Here is a 19388-nt window from a genome sequence, read left to right on the forward strand (position 1 = left end):
GGCTGGATCAGGCGCGGTTGGCCGGAGTTAGTTGTGTTCGATGGTGCTCGGCTGCCACGCGCCGGTCACCAGGTACGTGACCTTCTGGGCCACGGAGACGCCGTGGTCCGCGAAGCGCTCGAAGTAGCGGCTGGCCAAGGCAACGTCCACCGTAGTGGCCGGCGACTCCTGCCAGTCGCTGCGGGCGATCGCCTGGAAAACGCTCAGGTGAAGGTCGTTGACGGCGCCGTTGGCCTTCATGATCTCCCGGGCCACGCCGAGGTCGCGGGTTGCCAGCAGCTCCGTGAGCTTCTGGGCGATCAGCAGGTCCTGTTCGGCGAAAGCCTTGAAGGTCTCCCGCAGCTGGTCCGGGACCACCGACGCCGGATAGCGCAGACGCGCCAGCTGCGCCAAGTGGCGGGCGAGGTCGCCCATGCGTTCGAGCGAGGCGCTCATCCGGAGCGAACCAACCAGCATGCGCAGATCGCTCGCCACCGGGCCCTGGAGGGCGAGGATGTCGATGGCACGCTCGTCGAGGCTGTTCTGCAGGAAGTCGATGCGGGCATCGGCGGCAATCACGTCCTCGGCGAGGTCGATATCGGCGCCCTGGAAAGCTGTCGTGGCCTTGTCGATGGCCTCTGTGACCAGCGTTGAGATCTCGACGAGCTGTTCCCTTACCTGGGCGAGCTCCTCCTGAAAAACCTTACGCACGTGTGCGTCCTTTCCTCGGAAATATTGCCTGCAATCGAAGTGGCGGGCCTATTTCGGTTCACCTACCGGCGCTCCAACTGTCAACTCTTGCAGTGTCCGGTGAACTGTTACGCCCCAATAGGTGAACGTTAGCTGAACCGGCGCCCGAATCGCAGAAGATTTCGGTTTCGGCCACGTGGCAGAGCATAAGCTGGAGCCGTGGATCCAATGCTCATCGGCGTGATCGCCGGCCTGATCGGCCTCTCGTTTGGCATGTTCGGCGTACTCGCGTTCCGGGTGAGTGAGCAGCAGCGGCACATTGTCGACGTCGACGTCGAGGATCCCTCGCTGCCCGAGGGCGCCGCGGAGGTGCTCGCCGTCCTCGGCCGCGCTTTCGTTGTGGTGGATGCGATCGACGGCGTGGTCCGTGCCAGCCCGGCCGCCTACGCCTACGGCCTGGTCCGCGGGCACACGGTGGTGCACCAGCAGCTGCTGGACCTGACGGCCAAGGTGCGGCGGGACGGCGTCATCCTCGAAGAGCAGTTGGAGCTGCCGCGTGGCCCGCTCGGCCAGGGAACGATCGTTGTCCAGGTCCGGGCCGCCGTCATCACGGAGGAATATGTCCTCCTGCTGGCCGATGACCGGACGGAATTCACCCGCACCGAGGAAGTCCGCAACGACTTCGTCGCGAACGTGTCCCACGAGCTGAAGACCCCGGTCGGGGCGATCTCCCTCCTGGCCGAGGCCCTCGAGTCGTCCGCTGACGACCCCGAGGCGGTCAAGCGGTTCGCCAAGCGCATGCACAAGGAATCGACCCGGCTCGCGGCCCTGGTCCAGGACATCATCGAACTCTCCCGGCTCCAGGGCGCCAACGTCGCGCAGCAGGGCCGCCCGGTGGACATCAACACAGTCGTCAGCGAGGCCGTGGACCGGTCCCAGCTGCCGGCCGAGAGCAAGAACATCCAGCTCGTGGTCGGCGGACACGCCGATGCCATGGTCTACGGCGACCAGGACCTCCTCGTGACCGCCCTGCGCAACCTGATCGACAACGCCATCCGCTACTCCCCGGAGAACACCAAGGTGGGTGTGGGCATCCGGGCCAAGGACGGCCTCGTGGCGGTCTCGGTGACGGACCAGGGCGATGGGCTCAGCGCCGAGGACCAGGAACGTGTCTTCGAACGCTTCTACCGTGTGGATGCTGCCCGTTCGCGGCAGACCGGAGGCACCGGACTTGGCCTGAGCATCGTCAAGCACGTCATTTCCAACCACGGCGGCGAGGTGACCCTGTGGTCCCGGCTCGGGCAGGGTTCCACGTTCACCATTCGGCTTCCCGAGATAGAAGGGCAGGACGACGCCGACGCCCCCGAAGCGGGCAAGCCCGCTGCCCAAAAGCCCAGCCGGGACCTCAGACCGCAACGACGTGACGCCGCAGGCGTCCATGAGCAAGGAGCTACCGCTTGAGCAGGATTCTGATTGTCGAGGACGAGGAGTCCTTCAGCGACCCCCTGTCCTACCTGTTGGGTAAAGAAGGGTTCGAGGTCGAGGTGGTGGACAACGGACTGGACGCCATCACCGAATTCGACCGCAACGGCGCCGACCTCGTGCTCCTGGACCTGCAGCTGCCCGGCCAGTCCGGCACGGAGGTCTGCCGCCAACTCCGGCAGCGCTCCGGGGTGCCCGTGATCATGCTGACGGCCAAGGACTCGGAAATCGACAAGGTGGTGGGGCTGGAACTGGGCGCCGACGACTATGTCACCAAGCCCTACTCCTCGCGGGAGCTCGTGGCCCGGGTCCGGGCCGTCCTGCGGCGCCAGAGCGAGCCGGAGGAACTTGTCTCCACCACGGTGCAGGCCGGTCCCGTGCGGATGGACATCGAACGCCACGTGGTCAGCGTCGGGGGCGAGCAGATCGCCTTGCCGCTCAAAGAGTTTGAGCTGCTGGAAATGCTGCTGCGGAACTCCGGCCGGGTCCTGACCCGCGGCCAGCTGATCGACAGGGTCTGGGGCTCCGACTATGTGGGGGACACCAAGACCCTCGACGTCCACGTTAAGCGGCTGCGCAGCAAGATCGAGCCGGATGCCTCCGCGCCGCGGTACCTGATCACCGTCCGTGGGCTGGGCTACAAGTTCGAGCCCTAAAGGGAGCCCTAAAGGGTCTGAAGAAGCTGCCCGGCCGCCAGTGCGCCGGGCAGCTGGAAGACCGGCGCAGTTGAACATCAGGGGACACGCAAAAGGAGGGGCACCTGCAGGTGCCCCTCCTTTTGCGTGTCCTCAGGCCTTGAGGCTAGTGGCCGTCGGTGCTGCTTGGCGTCGGCGTGGCCGTCTCAGTCGAGGTTGCCGTCTCGGTGGACGTGGCCGTGCTGGAGTCGGTGGGCTCCGGCGTCGGCAGGTACGTCTTGTAGTCGACGATCGTGCCGTCCATGACCGGAACCGTGAACTTGGCGTCCTTGTTGGTGCCGTTCTCGGAGATGGTGACGTCGATGACGGCGCCCGGCTTGGCGCCGGCCGGGTCCAGGATCACCGCGTCGGAGGAGTCGTTGAGCATGGTGTAGGAGTTCTTCTTGACCGGAACCTGGGTCTGCGAGCCCTCCGCACCCTTGATGGTCAGCACCACGTCGTTGGAGGACGTGTTGTACACGGCGCCGATCACGCGGCCCGGCTTGTCCTCGCCATCGGAGACGATGATGAAGTTGCGCAGCTGCAGCGCCCCGAGATCAGTCCGGGTTCCGTCCGAGGCCGAGTACTGCTCCGTGGTCTGCTGGGCGTTGATGTAGCCGCAGCCGGTCAGGGACAACAGGCCGATGCCAAGTGCAACCGTTGCCATTGCCAGCTTGCCGCGCTGGCCCCGGTTCATCGCAGTGAAACGCACGTCACGCACTCCTTGAGAGTCTTGGAACATTATTCAGCCATAGCCTAGCCGCAATCGGCCGCAAACAAGGATTCGGCGACTACACACAAGTGCCGCCAAGACTGCCCCTCCGGCGACGGGACCCGGCTTGGCGGGGGCCGGAAACCTCTTGGCAGTTAGGGCCGCAGGCACTATTATCCGCATTCGTCAAGGGGTTTGAGGGGGTGGATTGAGGCCATTTTCCCCGGATTCATGCGGTTCCGGGCACCTTTTGATGCCAGTTGTATGCCTTAATCGTGATAAACTGGTCTGCGGGAAAGGGGAATGTCCACATGGTTTTTGAGGTCGGCGAGACAGTAGTTTACCCTCACCACGGTGCAGCCAAAATTGAAGAAATCAAGATGCGTACCGTCAAGGGCGAAGAGAAGATGTATCTCAAGCTCAAGGTGGCTCAGGGTGATCTGACCATTGAAGTTCCAGCAGAAAACGTTGACCTGGTAGGGGTTCGGGACGTAGTGGGCAAGGAAGGCTTGGAGCACGTGTTCGACGTGCTGCGGGCCGAGTTCACTGAAGAACCCACCAACTGGTCGCGTCGTTACAAGGCAAACCTGGAAAAGCTTGCTTCCGGTGACGTCATCAAGGTAGCAGAGGTCGTCCGCGACCTCTGGCGCCGTGATCACGACCGGGGTCTCTCCGCGGGAGAGAAGCGCATGCTGGCCAAGGCCCGTCAGATCCTGATTTCGGAACTGGCACTGGCTGAAAAGACTGATGAAGAGAAGGCTGCAAGCGTTCTCGACGAGGTCCTGGCTTCCTAGCACAGGGCCGGCCCCCAGCAGGGCCGGCGCAGATAAGAATCGAACCCCGGTGGCGTCAGCCGCCGGGGCTTCTTTTTGCCCTCTTTCAGCCGCCGCCCCTCGGTTGCACTGTCACTTGGGGTCCCCTGAGTTCCAAGACAGCCACGACTGATAGCGCAACGGGATGGTCTGAGGCGCGGGGACGTAGTCTTGTGCCCATGGATACTGCACCGACGAATACGTCACCGGCCGGTCCCGCCACAGCGGTCATTGTTGTGGCCGCCGGCTCCGGCCAGCGCCTGGGCTACGGCATGCCGAAAGCAAAAGTTCCCCTCGGCGGGGACAGCATCCTCACCCACGCCCTTCGCGGCGTGGCGGCAGCCGGGATCGCACGGCAGATTTGCATTGCGCTCCCTCCGGGAGACGCCGAGTTGCGGGCGCTGTGCGAGGCCTTCACGCAGGAACTCGCGGCCGGGCACGCCGGCGCGGCGTCGGGCCACGGCGTCCTGATTCCCGTCGTGACGGTCGTCGACGGCGGTGCGGACCGCGCCGATTCAGTCCGCGCCGCGATGGCGGCCCTCCTGCCCGATACCGAATCGGTGCTGGTCCACGACGCCGCCCGGGCACTGACGCCTGAGGCCGTCTTCCACCGCGTGGCAGCGGCGCTCGGCGCCGGCGCCTCGGCCGTCATTCCGGTGATACCGGTCGTCGATACCGTCAAGACCGTCGAACCGACCACCGGCGACGGCGCCGCGGTGGCCCCCGAACTGGTCACCGGGACGGCGCCCCGGGATTCGCTCCGCGCCGTGCAGACACCGCAGGGATTCGCCTTGAGCACCCTCAAGCGCGCCCACGAGGCTGCCGCCGGGTTCGACGCCGGCCAGGCCGCCCTCGTCACGGATGACGCGATGCTCGTGGAGCTCATCGGTGTCCCCGTCCACGCGGTGCGCGGCGCCAGCCAGTCCCTGAAGATCACCACGCCCCTGGACCTGATCCTGGCCGAAGGCCTCCTCGAAGGCCCCCTGGGCGCACGCTGGGTGGAGGGATGAGCATGTCCACCAACCCGCCGGCCTTTCCCCCGGTCATTCCCAGGACCGGGATCGGAATCGATGTCCATGCCTTCGCCGCCGAGGACGAGCCGCAGCCGCTATGGCTCGGCGGCCTCTTCTGGGAGGGGGAACGGGGGCTGTCCGGCCATTCAGACGGCGACCCCGTGGCGCACGCCGCCGCCGACGCGCTCTTCTCGGCCTGCGGGATCGGGGATCTGGGCACACACTTCGGTACGGACCGGCCCGAATATGCCGGGGCGTCCGGCGTGACCCTGCTGGCCGAGGCCGCCCGGATAGTTCGCGCCCACGGATTCGAAATCGGCAACATCGCCGTCCAGTTCGTGGCCAACCGGCCAAAGTTCGGCCCGCGGCGGGAGGAATCCCAGCAGGTCCTTAGCGCCGCTGCCGCGGCGCCGGTGAGCGTCACGGCCACCACGAGCGACGGGCTCGGGTTCACCGGCCGCGGCGAGGGGATCTCGGCCGTGGCAACAGCGCTCGTCTACCCGGCAGGCTAAGCACCGCAGGCCGCGTTCCCCTACGCTTGAGGGGAAGGCCAAACCGAGACACCCGTTCCGAACCGCCAGGAGACCTCCCGTGAAGAAGCTGCTGACCGCCGTCGTACTCGTGGCAGGGACCATGCTGAGCGGCTGTGCCGCCTCCACGACGACGCCCCAGACGCCTAGCCCCACTCCGAGGCTCAGTGTCGAGGAAAGCTGTAAGTTCCTCAACACCGACACCTTTGTGCCCTCCGGGAGCGCGAAGGAGCAGGCAGGGCAGATAGGCCAGCACTACCAGGAGGTCGCGGACAAGGTGGCGCCGGAGGTGGGCGCCCCGATCCAGCAGATGGCCGAGATCATGAAGCAGGTTGCGGCGAGCCCCACGGGAACCAAGACGGACGAACAGACAGCCCAGCTCACCGAGCAGATCAACAAGATCGGGCAATACTGCAAGTAGGTCGCCAAGTAGGTCGCCGGGCCGGTGGTCCCCGGCGGCCGGCCCGCCGGCAACGCCTCGGGTCAGGCCGCGGAGCGCCATCAGCTAATCTGGAGCGGTGACCCTGCGCTTTTACGACACTGCATCCGCCGAAGTCCGCGACTTCGTCCCCCTGGTACCCGGCAAGGTGAGCCTGTACTACTGCGGAGCCACCGTGCAGGGCATGCCGCACGTCGGCCACATCCGCTCGGCCATCGCATTCGACCAGCTGACCCGCTGGCTGCAGTACCGCGGCTTCCGGGTGACGGCCGTCCGTAACGTCACGGACATTGATGACAAGATCCTGGCCAAGTCCGCCGCGTCCTTCGGCCCCGACTTCGAAGACGAGCCCGGGGCTCTCCGCAACGAGGAATGGTGGGCCCTGGCCTACCGCTACGAGCAGGAATTCCTGAAGGCCTACGACACCCTGGGCGTCTCCCGCCCCACCTATGAGCCCCGCGCCACCGGCCACATCCCGGAAATGCACGCCCTCATCCAGCAGCTGATCGACCGCGGCCACGCCTACCCGGCCCTCGACGACTCCGGCGACGTCTACTTCGACGTGCGTTCGTGGTCCAAGTACGGCTCGCTGACGCGCCAACGACTCGACGACATGCAGGGCGCCGCGGACGTCGAACCTCAGTTCAGCAACAGGAAGCGGGACCCCCGCGACTTCGCGCTGTGGAAGGGCTACAAGGATGGGGAGCCGACGACGGCGAGCTGGGCTTCGCCGTGGGGCGCCGGACGCCCGGGCTGGCACCTCGAATGCTCCGCGATGGTCACCAAATACCTCGGCACCGAGTTCGACATCCACGGCGGCGGCCTGGACCTGCGCTTCCCGCACCACGAAAACGAGATGGCGCAGTCCCAGGCGGCGGGCCACGGCTTCGCCAACTTCTGGATGCACAACGGCATGGTCACCTACGCCGGCGAGAAGATGTCCAAGTCCATCGGCAACACCGTCAGCCCGACGGAAATGCTCGAGATCGCCCCGCCGCGCGTTGTCCGGTACTACCTCGGACAGGCGCAGTACCGCTCGGTCCTGGACTACCAGCCGACGTCGCTGCAGGAAGCAGCCGCCGCCGTCGAGCGGATCGACGGCTTCCTCAGCCGCGCAAGCCGCGTCCTCCCTGACCCGGGGCCGGATGCATCCGCTGGTTCTGTCCCGGAGCCTTTTGGGGTGGCCATGGACGATGACCTTAACGTCCCGCAGGCACTGGCAGTGCTCCACGAGACCGTCCGGGCCGGCAACACGGCGCTCACCGACGGCGACCTCGACGCCGCGGGTCAGGCGCTGGCCAGCGTCACCGCCATGCTGGATGTCCTCGGCCTCAACGCCACCGCAACGCCGGCGGCCGACGAACAAGCCAACACCGCCCTTGGCGTCCTGGTCGAGGCTCAGCTGGAGGCGCGGGCCCACGCCCGGGCCGCCAAGGACTGGGCGGCGTCGGACGCCATCCGGGACACCCTCGCCGCGGCCGGCGTCGTCGTCGAGGACGGCCCGGACGGGGCGAGCTGGAGCCTCAAGCGCGGCTGAACGGAGCCTCCCACCCCGCCTGACGTCCCTCCCGGGCCACCCCGAAATCGTGGATTTTACTCGAGTCAGTAGACTGGAGGTCAGACTTATCAACGAAGTACGTAACAAGCAGGGGTGGAAATCATGGCCAACAACGGTCGCCGGTCGGTCAAATTGAAGAAGGGCCCCACCGTCGGAACCGGCGGTCACGGCCGCAAGGCTCTGGAGGGCAAGGGCCCCACGCCGAAGGCGGAGGACCGCCCCTACCACAAGGCGTTCAAGAACAAGCAGCTCTCGGAACGCTCCGAGGCCAAGCGCGCCAGCGGAAGCCGCACCACCAGCGCCGCCGCCCGGACGGGCCGCTCCGGTCCCAAGGGCCGCGCCACCGAAGAGGTCGTCACCGGACGCAACTCGGTGGTCGAAGCCCTGCGCGCCGGCATCCCGGCCAAGGCCCTGCACGTCGCCGTCCGCATCGAAATGGACGACCGTGTCAAGGAATCCCTGAAGCTGGCCGCCGAACGCGGCATCCCGCTGATGGAAACCGGCAAGCCCGAGCTCGACCGGATGACCGACGACGCCATCCACCAGGGCCTCGTGCTGCAGATCCCGCCGTACGAATACCAGGACGCGTACGAGCTCGCCGAAGAAACCCTCGCGGCCTGGAAGAAGGGCCACGTAGCCAACGCCCCGCTCTTCGTCGCGCTCGACGGCATCACCGATCCCCGCAACCTCGGCGCGATCATCCGCTCCGTCTCGGCCTTCAGCGGCCACGGCGTCGTCGTCCCGGAGCGCCGCTCCGTGGGCGTCACCGCCTCGGCCTGGAAGACCAGCGCCGGTGCAGCCGTCCGCGTCCCCGTCGCCCGCGCGGCCAACTTGAACAACACGCTCAAGGCGTTCAAGAACATGGGCATCTACGTCCTGGGGCTCGACGGCGACGGCGACGTCTCGCTGCCCGAGCTGACCCTGGCCACCGAACCGGTGTGCATCGTCGTCGGTTCCGAGGGCAAGGGCCTGAGCCGCCTGGTCCGCGAAAACTGCGACCAGATCGTCTCCATCCCGATCGACTCCGCCATGGAATCCCTCAACGCCTCCATGGCCGTCGGCATCTCCCTCTACGAAATCTCCCGCCAGCGCGCAGCCAAGTAAAACCCCGGTTCCGGCGATGAACCTCGCTCACCTTTATTAGTAAACGACAAGCGCTTCCTCACATCTTGTGGGGGAGCGTTTCCGTTTAAGGCGAGAACGACCACAGCAACGCGGGGTCACTTCGCGCCCATCCGAGGCCCCAAGATGGGCGCGAAGTGACCCCGCGTTGCTGTTGCTGAAGTAGGCGGCGGGAGGTGTCTAAGCGACGGCAGGGCGCCGGTGCCCGCGGAGGTGACCATGGAAACGGCGCCGGTGAACGCGGAAGGTGACCTCGGCGAAGGTAACCACGAACGGCTGGTGCCGCCTAGAACTTGCGCCGGTTGGCCAGGACCGGGAGTTTGGTGCGGGCTTCCTGGACGGCGGCGGTGTCCAGGTCGGCGAAGAGGAGGCCGGGGGCGCCGTCGAGCTCTTCGAGGACGTCGCCCATGGGGGAGACCACCACGGAGTGCCCGACGCCAGTGGGGGCGGACCCCTTGACCGGGTGACCCACGCTGACGGGGTCGCCCTGGCCGCAGGCGAGGACCACAGTGGTGGAGTCCAGGGCGCGGGCGCGGGCCAGGAGCTTCCATTGCTCGGCCTTGCCGGGGCCCGAGCCCCAGGAGGCGCACACAATGTTGACTTCGGCGCCGCGGTCCGCGTTTTCCGTGAACAGGTCCGGGAAACGGACGTCGTAGCACGTGGCAAGGCCGAACGTCACGCCGTCGAGCTCGAAGGTGACGGGGGCCGTACCGGCGTCAACCGTGTCCGACTCGGCGAAACCGAAAGCATCGAACAGGTGGATCTTGTCGTAGCTGGCCTCGAGGCCGCGGCCGGTGACCAGCAGGGTGTTTCGCACCTTGGCGCCGTTGCCGGCGGTGCCGGGAGTGAACATGCCGGCGACGATCACGAGGCCGAGCTCCGCGGCGAGGGCGCGGACGCGGGATGCCCACGGGCCGTCCAGCGGCTCGGCGATATCCAGGAGCGAATTGCCGAAGGCCCGCATGGTGGCTTCCGGGAACACCACCAGGTCCGCGCCGCCGGCCTTGGCCTGGCGCGCGTAGGCGTCCACGAGGTCCAGGTTTGCGGCCAAGTCACGGCCGGTAATGATTTGGGCTAGTGCAACGCGCACAATTACCTCCAACTCGGCGCTCCATTACAGTATGCAGTGCGGCGGTCCGTACACTGCAAAACGTCATGAAAACGAAAACGGGGGCCATTTGTCTGGCCCGGCTAAGCTTTAAGCAATGGTTATGTCTTACATAGATACCGCTTCCACCGTAGACGCTTCGCGGGCGTTTCCGCTGGGGATCAGCGTTCCACATACCGGGTCGCCGGCAGTGGACGATCCCCGGGGCGCGTTCGCCAACGTGGCCGTCTACGCGCCCGGCGTGACCACCCTGGAGATCGCATATCAGCCGCCCGGTGGAACCTGGCAGGTGAAGACCCTGCCCAACTTCACGGACGGCGTCCACCACGGAATTGTTGAGGGCATCCCCGCCGGTTCGCGCTACGGCTTCCGGGCATCCCCTGAACATGAGGCCCTCCCGCTGTCCATGCCCGGCACGGACTTCGATGCCGTCGGCGAGCAGCCGTTGCTGATGGACCCCTACGGCCGGGCCGTCGACGAACGCGAGGGTCTGATCACCAGCGTCCGGGTCGGCAACGATTTTGACTGGGGCCTGGACCGCAGCCCGCGGGTTCCGTGGCGCAACACCATCGTCTACGAGGCCCACGTGCGGGGGCAGACGAAGCTGCATCCGGATATTCCGGAGGACCTGCAGGGGACCTACGCCGGGATGGCCCACCCGGCCATGATCGAGCACCTGATCTCGCTGGGCGTCACGGCGGTCCAGCTCCTGCCCGTGCATTTCCACGTGGACGAGCCGCACCTGCAGCAGCTCGGGCTGACGAATTACTGGGGCTACAACACGGCCGCGTTCTTCGCCCCGCATCCCGGCTACGCCACCGAGGCAGCCCAGGCCGCCGGCGCCCACGCGGTCCAGGACGAGTTCAAGGGCATGGTCAAGCTGCTGCATGCCGCCGGGCTCGAGGTCATCCTCGACGTCGTCTACAACCACACCGCCGAGGGCGGCACGGACGGTCCCACCCTGAGCTTCCGCGGCCTGGGCGAGATGCAGTACTACCGCAACGACGGCCACGGCAGGTACGTGGACACCACGGGCTGCGGCAACAGCCTGAACTTCGGCGAACCGCGCGTGGTGCAGCTGGTGCTGGATTCCCTGCGCTACTGGGTGAGCGAGTTCCACATCGACGGGTTCCGCTTCGACCTTGCCGTCACGCTCTGCCGCAACAGCGCCAACGAATTCGATCCGCGGCACCCCTTCCTCGTCGCCGTGGGAGCCGATCCGGTCCTGTCCGGCGTCAAGCTGATTTCCGAACCCTGGGACGTGGGCTACGGCGGCTGGCAGACCGGCCGGTTTCCCGCCGGGTGGGTGGACTGGAACGATCATTTCCGCGATGCCGTCCGCAGCTTCTGGCTCGCCGACCGCGCCGCGATCGACGGCGGCGGCAGCGGCGGCCCGGTGGCCCGCCTCGCGGACGCCCTCTCCGGTTCCGCCCGGCTGTTCGAGTCCTCGGGCCGGTCCCGGCTGGCCTCGCTGAACCTGATCACGGCCCACGATGGCTTCACCCTGGCCGACCTGACGGCCTACGACCGCAAGCACAACGAGGCCAACGGCGAGCAGAACCGGGACGGCCACGGCGACAACCGCAGCTACAACCACGGCTTCGAGGGCCCCACCGAAGACGGCGACATCCTCGCCCGGCGCGCCCAAAGCAGGCGGAACCTGATGGCCTGCCTGATGATTTCCCAGGGCGTACCCATGATCACCGCCGGGGACGAGATCTGCCGGACCCAGCAGGGCAACAACAACGCCTACTGCCAGGACAATGCGCTCGCCTGGATCGACTGGACCAGCACCACGGAATCCCATGCGATGCTGCGCACCACCAAGCGCGTCATCCGGCTGCGTAAGGAGTTTCTGGCCAGCCAGCCGCATGATTACCCGGCGCGTGACAACCAGTCCTACTTCCACTGGTTCGATGTGGACGGCAAGCCCATGTCAGCAGACACGTGGCATGACCCCGGCCACCGGGTGATCCAGCTCCTGCTCGGGTCCGACGACGGGCACGTCGACGGCCTCGTGGTGGTCAACGGCGGCGCCGACGACGTCAAGGTCACCTTGCCGCGGCTGAGCAACGAGGACGGCACCGGGCACCGGCTCTTCGAACTCCGGGTGACCACGTCCGAACTCCATGACCGGCGTCAGGGCGCCCGCGTCGCCTCCGGTGAGCGCGACCTCGTCCAGGCCAACACGATCAATATCTACCGCACCTAATTAATTCGAGACTAAGGACCCCATGAAGATTTACTCGGCAGAGACCTGGACCATCGACGAACTCACGGCGCAAATCGGAGACGCCGGCCGGCGCGCCCTGGTGGTCCCCGCCGCCGACACCAAGCAGGCGGTCCTGGACACGTTCGGCGAACTCCTGGACGTCCCCGAGGACTACGGCACGGACCTGGATGCCCTGCACGATTCGCTGCACGACGTCGCGGATGCCGTCACGGACGACGGCGAGGCTCCCGTCACCTTTATCTGGCAGGTGCCTGCCGCGCTCCGGGCGGACCGCTCCTTCGCCGTGATCTGCGAAACGCTGCAGGACGCCGAAGGCTACGCCGGCAAGAGCCTGGACGTCATTGCCGTCTGCCTCTAAAAAGGCGCTGGAACATGACGGCAGGCGTTGACGGTCAGGCGTTGACGATCAGGCCCAGTTCCGCCTTGGAGGCCAGCGCCTCGTTCTTGGGGAGCACGCGCACGGTGTAGCCGAAGGACCCCGAACGGTCGATCACCAGCGTGCCGCTGAAGAGGTGCCGGCCCTTGCCGAGGTCTTCGGCGGCTTTCAGCTCCGCGACCGTGATGTCCGTCAGTTCGTCGGTGTCCTCGGCCCGGCCGTAGGCCACCTCAACATAGACGTCCTCCGGTGAGAGCTCACGCAGCGCCACATACGCGTTGACCTGGAGCAGATCGCCGATCTGCGGATCCTCGGAGACCCCCACCGAGTCGACGTGTTCGACCTGGATATGCGGCCACGCGGCCCGGACCCGTGAGCTCCACGCTGCCAGGGCCTTGGCCTGTGCATAGTTGTCCGCCACAGCGCGGCGTCCCGCGATCGCGGCGGGCCGGTACAGGACGTTGACGTAGTCCCGGAGCATCCGTTCCGCGGAAACCGCCGGGCCCAGGTGGGACATGGTGTGCTTGATCATCGAGACCCAGTGCGTGGGAACCGCCTGCGGGCCGGGCTGGGACGGTCCGGCAGCGCCGGCGGCGTCGGACACGGTCAGGCCGTAGAAGCGCGGTGCCACCTGCGTTTCGAGCAGCTCGTACAGTGCCGCCGCCTCGATGTCGTCGCGTTCTTCCGGGGAGGCATCGTTGTTGGCGGTCGGGATCGCCCAGCCGTTCTCGCCGTCGTACATCTCATCCCACCAGCCGTCCATGACCGAGAGGTTCAGCGAACCGTTCAGGGCGGCCTTCATGCCGGACGTGCCGCAGGCCTCCAGCGGGCGCAGCGGGTTGTTCAGCCACACATCGCAGCCGGGGAACAGGGTCCGGGCCATGGCGATGTCGTAGTTGGGCAGGAACGCGATCCGGTGCCGGACGGCGGGGTCGTCGGTGAACCGGACGAGGTCCTGGATCATCTTCTTGCCGGCGTCGTCCGCCGGGTGCGACTTCCCGGCGATGACCAGCTGGATGGGGTGCGTCTTGTGCAGCAGCAGCGCCTTGAGCCGTTCCGGGTCGCGCAGCATCAGGGTCAGCCGCTTGTAGGTCGGCACGCGGCGGGCAAAGCCGATCGTCAGGATGTCCGGGTCCAGGACGGAGTCCGTCCACGCCAGCTCGGCGTCGGCCGCGCCGCGCTTCTTCCACGCGGCCCGGAGCCGGCGCCGGACATCCTCCACCAGGGACACCCGCATCTCGCGCCGCAACGCCCAGAGGTCCTCGTCGGTGACGTTGTAGGCCAGGTCCCACCGGCCCTGCGCCTCCGCCTCGGCGCCGAACTGGTCCCGCGCCAGCGCGGAGATGCGGGGGTCCACCCAGGTGGGGACGTGCACGCCGTTGGTGACGGAGGTGATGGGGATTTCGGAGTGGTCGAAGCCCGGCCAGAGGGCGGAGAACATCCCGCGTGAGACCACGCCGTGCAGTTTGGCCACACCGTTGGCCCGCTGGGCCAGCCGCAGCCCCATCACGGCCATGTTGAACACGAACGGGTTGCCGTCGGCGAAGTCCTCGCGGCCCAGGTCCAGGATCTTGGCCACCGGGACGTCCGGGGCGAGGCCGGCTTCGAAGAAGTGCTGAATCTGGGAGATTTCGAAGCGGTCGATCCCTGCCGGCACCGGCGTGTGGGTGGTGAACACCGTGGACGCCCGCCCGGCGGCCAGGGCTTCGTCCCAGCTCAGCGGCGCCGCGCCGGACATCAGTTCCTGGATCCGCTCGACGCCGAGGAACCCTGCGTGGCCCTCGTTGGTGTGGAAGACCTCCGGCGCGGGGACGCCCGTGAGCCGCTGGAATTCCCGCAGCGCCTTGACCCCGCCCATGCCGAGCAGGAGTTCCTGCTGCAACCGGTGGTCGCCGCCGCCGCCGTAGAGGCGGTCGGTGATGCCGCGGGCGGCTTCGTCGTTGCCCGGAACGTTGGAATCCAGCAGCAGCAGCGGCACGCGTCCGACGTCGGCCCGCCACACGTGCGCCAGCAGGCGCCGGCCCTGGGGAAGCGGCAGCGAGATCTGGACCGGTTTGCCGTTGCCGTCCGGGGAGGCCTCGCGCAGCAGCGTCAGGGGCAGCCCGTCGGGGTCGAGGACAGGGTACGTTTCCTGCTGCCAGGCGTCCCGGGAGAGCGACTGCTTGAAGTAGCCGGCCTGGTACAGGAGGCCGACGCCGATCAGCGGCACGCCAAGGTCCGAGGCTGCTTTCAGGTGGTCCCCGGCCAGGATGCCCAGGCCGCCCGAGTATTGGGGCAGGACCTCGGTGATGCCGAATTCGGGCGAGAAGTACGCGATGCACGCCGGCGCGCCGTCGCCCAGGCTCTGGTACCAGCGCGGCTGTTCCAGGTACCGGTCGAGGTCGTCGGCTGCCGCGTGCACACGCCGCACCACGTCCTGGTCCGCGGCGAGGCGCTGCAGCTCTTCCCGGCTGACCAGGCCTAGGAAAGTCACGGGGTCGTGGGCGCTCTCCGCCCAGATCCCGGGGTTGAGCCCCTCAAAAAGCTCCCGGGTAGGCCGATGCCAGGACCACCGGAGATTGGTGGCGAGCCGGGCCAGCGGCCGGATCGACTCCGGAAGAACGGTTCGGACAGTAAATCTGCGGATTGCCTTCACCAGCGAAACACTAACGGACAAGTCGGTGCCCCGGAACCGCTTTAAGATTCTTTCCGGTAAATGACGAATATCGGTCCGCCAGAACCGGAAACCTCCGCAAAACGTTCGAGGCCTTAGCATTCTGGCCGTTTTGTAGATAACGTCGAGGCTGTGACGAATAACTCGCGAACCAGCGCCGTGTCCAAGCAAAAGCCCAAGGCCCTGATCACGGATGGCCTTCGATTTGGCCGCTTTCCGATCACCGCCGTGCAGCCTTCGGTGGAGGGCGGAAAGTTTCCCGCCAAAGCAGTCGAGGGCCAAACCATAGTCGTAGGAGCCACTGCGTTCCGGGAGGGACACGACCAGCTCGGCGTCAGCGCCGTCCTGCTCGACCCCCGCGGCAAAGAGCGGCAGCGGGTCCGCCTCGCCCCGCCGCGCGGACCCCGGGGAATGGGCACGGACCGCTGGGAAGGCCTCCTGACCCCGCCCGCCACCGGCAACTGGTCCTTCGTCATCGAGGCCTGGCACGACCGCTACGGCACATGGCACCACAACGCCGAGGTCAAGGTGGAGGCCGGCATCGACGTCGAGCTCATGCTGTCCGAAGGTGCCGCCCTGCTGGCGGAGGCCTCCGAAGACGCCTCCCGCCCCTCCGGTGACCGCAGGACGCTGCGGATGGCCGTCGTCGTCCTCTCAGACACCTCCCGGACACCCGAGGAACGCCTCGCCGCCGGCTTCGGCGCCGACGTCGCCGCCGTCGTCGAACGCCAGCCCATCCGCGAACTTGTGACGGTGTCCGAGCCCTACCCGCTGCTGGTGGAGCGAAAGCTTGCCGGGTCCGGCGCCTGGTACGAATTCTTCCCGCGCTCCGAAGGCGCCGTGCGCAACCACGACACGGGGGAATGGACCTCCGGCACCTTCCGCACCGCCGCTCAGCGCCTCGACGCCGTCGCCGCCATGGGCTTTGACATCATCTACATGCCGCCGATCCACCCGATCGGCGTCCAGCACCGCAAGGGACCGAACAACACCCTGATCGCCGGACCCCACGATCCCGGTTCGCCGTGGGCCATCGGATCCCACGAGGGCGGCCACGACGCCATCCACCCGGACCTGGGCACATTCGAGGACTTCGACGCCTTCGTGGCGCGGGCCGGCGAACTGGGACTCGAGGTGGCCTTGGACCTGGCCCTGCAGGCTGCGCCGGACCACCCGTGGGTGCAAAGCCACCCGGAATGGTTCACCACGCGCGTCGACGGCAGTATTGCCTACGCGGAGAATCCGCCAAAGAAATACCAGGATATTTTCCCGCTGAATTTCGACAACGACCCCGCGGGGCTGTCCAACGAAATTCTCCGGGTTGTGATGCTTTGGGTCAGCCACGGGGTCAAGGTGTTTCGGGTGGACAATCCGCACACCAAACCCGTGTGGTTCTGGGAGTGGCTGATCGGCAAGGTTAACAAGAAGCACCCCGACGTCGTCTTCCTCGCCGAGGCGTTCACCCGCCCGGCCATGATGCACGCCCTTGGCCGGGCCGGCTTCCAGCAGTCCTACACCTACTTCACCTGGCGGAACACCAAGGAAGAACTGGAGAAGTACTTCCAGGAGGTCAGCCACGAATCGGCGGCCTACTTCCGGCCGAACTTCTTCGTCAACACCCCGGACATCCTTACCGAATACCTGCAGTTCGGCGGCCCGGCGGCCTTCAAAATCCGTGCCGCCCTGGCCGCGACGGCAAGCCCCATCTGGGGCGTCTACGCCGGCTTTGAGCTCTACGAACACGTGGCGCGTCCCGGCGCCGAGGAATACATCGACAACGAGAAGTTTGAGTACAAATCCCGCGACTGGGACGCGGCGGCAGAATCGGGCCGTAGCCTGGCCCCGTACCTGACCCGGCTCAACGGGATCCGGCGCGCGCACCCGGCCCTGGGGGACCTGCAGAACCTGACGGTGCACCAGAGCTCGGACAGCTCCACCGTGGTGTACTCCAAGCACAAGAACCTCGCGGACGGGACCAAGGACACCCTGATCATCGTCGTCAACGTGGACCCGCACGGCACCCGGGAGAGCACGGTGTCCCTGGACCTGCCGGCGCTGGAACTGGACCCCGAGAACTTCACGCACAACGGCCGTTTCATGGTTGATGACCTGCTGACCGGCGAGAGTTGGGAATGGGGGGAATACAACTACGTCCGCCTGGACCCGCACGTCGAGCCCGTTCACATTCTTAGCATCCGGAGGTAGTGCCAGTGAGTTTCAGCCCGCAGAACCCGAGCCAGCACTTCAGCCCGAGGGGGAGCTTCGAACTGAATGCCCCGGGCCTCCAGCACGATCCCCTCTGGTACCGCAAGGCGGTCTTCTACGAGGTCCTCGTCCGGGGCTTCGCCGACGGCAACGGAGATGGCTCGGGCGACTTCCACGGCCTGATCGAGAAACTGGACTACCTGCAGTGGCTCGGGGTGGACTGCCTCTGGCTCCCGCCGTTCTTCCAGTCACCGCTGCGCGACGGCGGTTACGACATCTCGGACTACAATTCCGTGCTGGACGAGTTCGGCACCATCAGCGACTTCAAACGGCTCGTGGCCGAGGCCCATGCCAGGGGCGTCCGGGTGATCATCGACCTTCCGCTGAACCACACGTCCGATCAGCACCCGTGGTTCCAGGAGTCGCGGAAGGACCCCGACGGTCCGTTCGGCGACTTCTACGTGTGGAGCGACACGGACGAGAAGTACGAAGACGCCCGCATCATCTTCGTGGACACGGAGGAATCCAACTGGACCTTCGACCCCATCCGCCGGCAGTTCTTCTGGCACCGGTTCTTCAGCCACCAGCCCGACCTCAACTTCGAGAACCCCAAGGTCATCGACGCGCTCTTCGACGTCGTGCGGTTCTGGCTGGACCAGGGCATCGACGGCTTCCGGGCCGACGCCATCCCGTACCTGTTCGAGGAGGAGGGCACCAACTGCGAGAACCTGCCGCAGACCCACGAATTCCTCCGCCAGCTGCGCCGGATGGTCGATGAAAGCTACCCGGGCCGCGTGATCATCGCCGAGGCCAACCAGCCGCCCGCCGAAGTGGTGGAGTACTTCGGCACCGAAGAGGAACCCGAGTGCCACATGGCGTTCCACTTCCCGATCATGCCGCGCCTGTACTACGCGCTGCGGGACCAGAAGGCGTCCCCCATCATCGAGACGATGAAGGACACGCCTGATATTCCCGAGGGCGCCCAGTGGGGCACGTTCCTGCGCAACCACGACGAACTGACGCTGGAAATGGTCACCTCCGACGAACGCGCCGCGATGCTCGGCTGGTACGCGCCGGATCCGCGCATGCGCGCCAACATCGGCATCCGCCGCCGGCTGGCCCCGCTGCTGGATAACTCCCGCTCCGAGATCGAGCTGATCAACGCCCTGCTGCTGTCCCTGCCAGGCAGCCCGTTCCTGTACTACGGGGACGAGATCGGCATGGGGGACAATATCTGGCTCGAGGACCGTGACGCGGTCCGCACCCCGATGCAATGGAACCCGGACCGGAACGCCGGGTTCTCCAGCGCTGACCCGGGCAAGCTGTACCTGCCGGTGATCCAGTCGCTGGTCTACAACTACAGCATGGCGAACGTGGAGGCCGAGGCCGCACATTCGGGGTCCCTGCTGCGCTGGACCCGCCAGATCCTGAGCGTCCGCAAGAACCACCCCGCCTTCGGGCTTGGCGGATTCAAGCATGTGGAGGCTGACCACGACGTCGTTCTCGCTTACCTGCGTGAACTCCCGGAAGGCAACGCCGCCGGCGAGGACGCCGAGACCATCCTCTGCGCCTTCAACCTCTCACAGCACCCCGTGGCGGCCACGCTGCGGGTGCCGAACTTCGCCGGCCGTGGCCTCCGGGACGTCTTTGGCGGCCAGGCCTTCCCGGCCATCGGCGATGACGGAACGCTGACGCTGACCCTGGGCAGCCACGATTTCTTCTGGTTGCGGATCCGTTCCGCCGCCTCCAACCCGGCATCCCCGTTCACGCAGGCGATGCCCGTCCTGTCCATCGAGGGCTGA

The 19388-nt window shown here is 66.7% G+C and carries 16 protein-coding genes; 12 read left to right on the top strand and 4 right to left on the bottom strand.

All coding sequences use genetic code 11. The features are described 5' to 3' along the window. Positions 1–27: 27 nt before the first annotated feature. The gene (gene phoU, locus ABH915_RS04180; RefSeq protein ID WP_018774215.1) at positions 28–690 is read right to left on the bottom strand and encodes a phosphate signaling complex protein PhoU; all 663 of its coding nucleotides are present in this window, start codon (positions 688–690) and stop codon (positions 28–30) included. Positions 691–897: 207 nt separating this feature from the next. Between phoU and ABH915_RS04185 the strand changes: the two genes are divergently transcribed. Continuing rightward, positions 898–2130, top strand: a complete 1233-nt coding sequence (locus tag ABH915_RS04185) for a sensor histidine kinase (RefSeq protein WP_370124929.1) — start codon at positions 898–900, stop codon at positions 2128–2130. Further along, entirely contained in the window at positions 2127–2807 is a 681-nt protein-coding gene (locus tag ABH915_RS04190) for a response regulator transcription factor (RefSeq protein WP_018774213.1), read from the top strand. Before ABH915_RS04185 ends, ABH915_RS04190 begins: the two co-directional genes overlap by 4 nt. A gap of 145 nt (positions 2808–2952) precedes the next feature. Here ABH915_RS04190 and ABH915_RS04195 read toward each other — a convergent pair whose 3' ends face one another. Next, positions 2953–3522 carry a hypothetical protein gene (locus ABH915_RS04195; RefSeq protein WP_370124930.1) on the bottom strand — a complete coding sequence of 190 codons (570 nt, stop codon included), beginning with the start codon at positions 3520–3522 and terminating at the stop codon, positions 2953–2955. Positions 3523–3848: 326 nt separating this feature from the next. Between ABH915_RS04195 and ABH915_RS04200 the strand changes: the two genes are divergently transcribed. From ABH915_RS04200 to rlmB, 6 genes are all read left to right on the top strand, one after another. Beyond that, complete coding sequence (locus tag ABH915_RS04200; protein WP_026266570.1) at positions 3849–4331, top strand: CarD family transcriptional regulator; 483 nt, start codon at positions 3849–3851, stop codon at positions 4329–4331. Between the two features lie 197 nt (positions 4332–4528). Beyond that, on the top strand, positions 4529–5359 hold the full coding sequence (ispD, locus tag ABH915_RS04205) for a 2-C-methyl-D-erythritol 4-phosphate cytidylyltransferase (RefSeq protein ID WP_026539169.1): 831 nt from the start codon (positions 4529–4531) through the stop codon (positions 5357–5359). Then, positions 5356–5874, top strand: coding sequence for a 2-C-methyl-D-erythritol 2,4-cyclodiphosphate synthase (gene ispF / locus ABH915_RS04210; protein ID WP_370118128.1), 519 nt, complete (start codon positions 5356–5358; stop codon positions 5872–5874). The genes ispD and ispF overlap by 4 nt, the downstream gene beginning before the upstream one ends. A 79-nt stretch (positions 5875–5953) precedes the next feature. After that, positions 5954–6313, top strand: coding sequence for a hypothetical protein (locus tag ABH915_RS04215; protein ID WP_018774208.1), 360 nt, complete (start codon positions 5954–5956; stop codon positions 6311–6313). Between the two features lie 97 nt (positions 6314–6410). Further along, on the top strand, positions 6411–7868 hold the full coding sequence (gene cysS / locus ABH915_RS04220) for a cysteine--tRNA ligase (RefSeq protein ID WP_370118132.1): 1458 nt from the start codon (positions 6411–6413) through the stop codon (positions 7866–7868). 123 nt (positions 7869–7991) lie between these two features. After that, complete coding sequence (gene rlmB / locus ABH915_RS04225) at positions 7992–8993, top strand: 23S rRNA (guanosine(2251)-2'-O)-methyltransferase RlmB (protein ID WP_370118135.1); 1002 nt, start codon at positions 7992–7994, stop codon at positions 8991–8993. A gap of 304 nt (positions 8994–9297) precedes the next feature. On the opposite strand, the gene ABH915_RS04230 is transcribed toward rlmB, so the two are convergent. Continuing rightward, positions 9298–10101, bottom strand: a complete 804-nt coding sequence (locus ABH915_RS04230; RefSeq protein WP_370118138.1) for a carbon-nitrogen hydrolase family protein — start codon at positions 10099–10101, stop codon at positions 9298–9300. 115 nt (positions 10102–10216) lie between these two features. Between ABH915_RS04230 and glgX the strand changes: the two genes are divergently transcribed. Further along, positions 10217–12331 (top strand): glycogen debranching protein GlgX, encoded by a 2115-nt coding sequence (gene glgX, locus ABH915_RS04235; protein WP_026266566.1) that lies wholly within the window; start codon positions 10217–10219, stop codon positions 12329–12331. 22 nt (positions 12332–12353) lie between these two features. Continuing rightward, complete coding sequence (locus tag ABH915_RS04240) at positions 12354–12710, top strand: barstar family protein (RefSeq protein WP_026539163.1); 357 nt, start codon at positions 12354–12356, stop codon at positions 12708–12710. Between the two features lie 34 nt (positions 12711–12744). Here the strand turns inward: ABH915_RS04240 and glgP are convergent, their stop codons facing one another. Beyond that, positions 12745–15363 carry an alpha-glucan family phosphorylase gene (gene glgP / locus ABH915_RS04245; protein WP_370118142.1) on the bottom strand — a complete coding sequence of 873 codons (2619 nt, stop codon included), beginning with the start codon at positions 15361–15363 and terminating at the stop codon, positions 12745–12747. A gap of 150 nt (positions 15364–15513) precedes the next feature. Between glgP and ABH915_RS04250 the strand changes: the two genes are divergently transcribed. Together ABH915_RS04250 and treS are read left to right on the top strand one after the other, a co-directional pair. Next, positions 15514–17586: an alpha-1,4-glucan--maltose-1-phosphate maltosyltransferase gene (locus tag ABH915_RS04250; protein ID WP_370118145.1), complete on the top strand. Its 2073-nt coding sequence runs from the start codon at positions 15514–15516 to the stop codon at positions 17584–17586. 5 nt (positions 17587–17591) lie between these two features. Then, positions 17592–19388: a maltose alpha-D-glucosyltransferase gene (gene treS, locus ABH915_RS04255; RefSeq protein ID WP_018774200.1), complete on the top strand. Its 1797-nt coding sequence runs from the start codon at positions 17592–17594 to the stop codon at positions 19386–19388.

Source organism: Arthrobacter sp. MW3 TE3886, assembly GCF_041262145.1.
Lineage (GTDB): Bacteria > Actinomycetota > Actinomycetes > Actinomycetales > Micrococcaceae > Arthrobacter.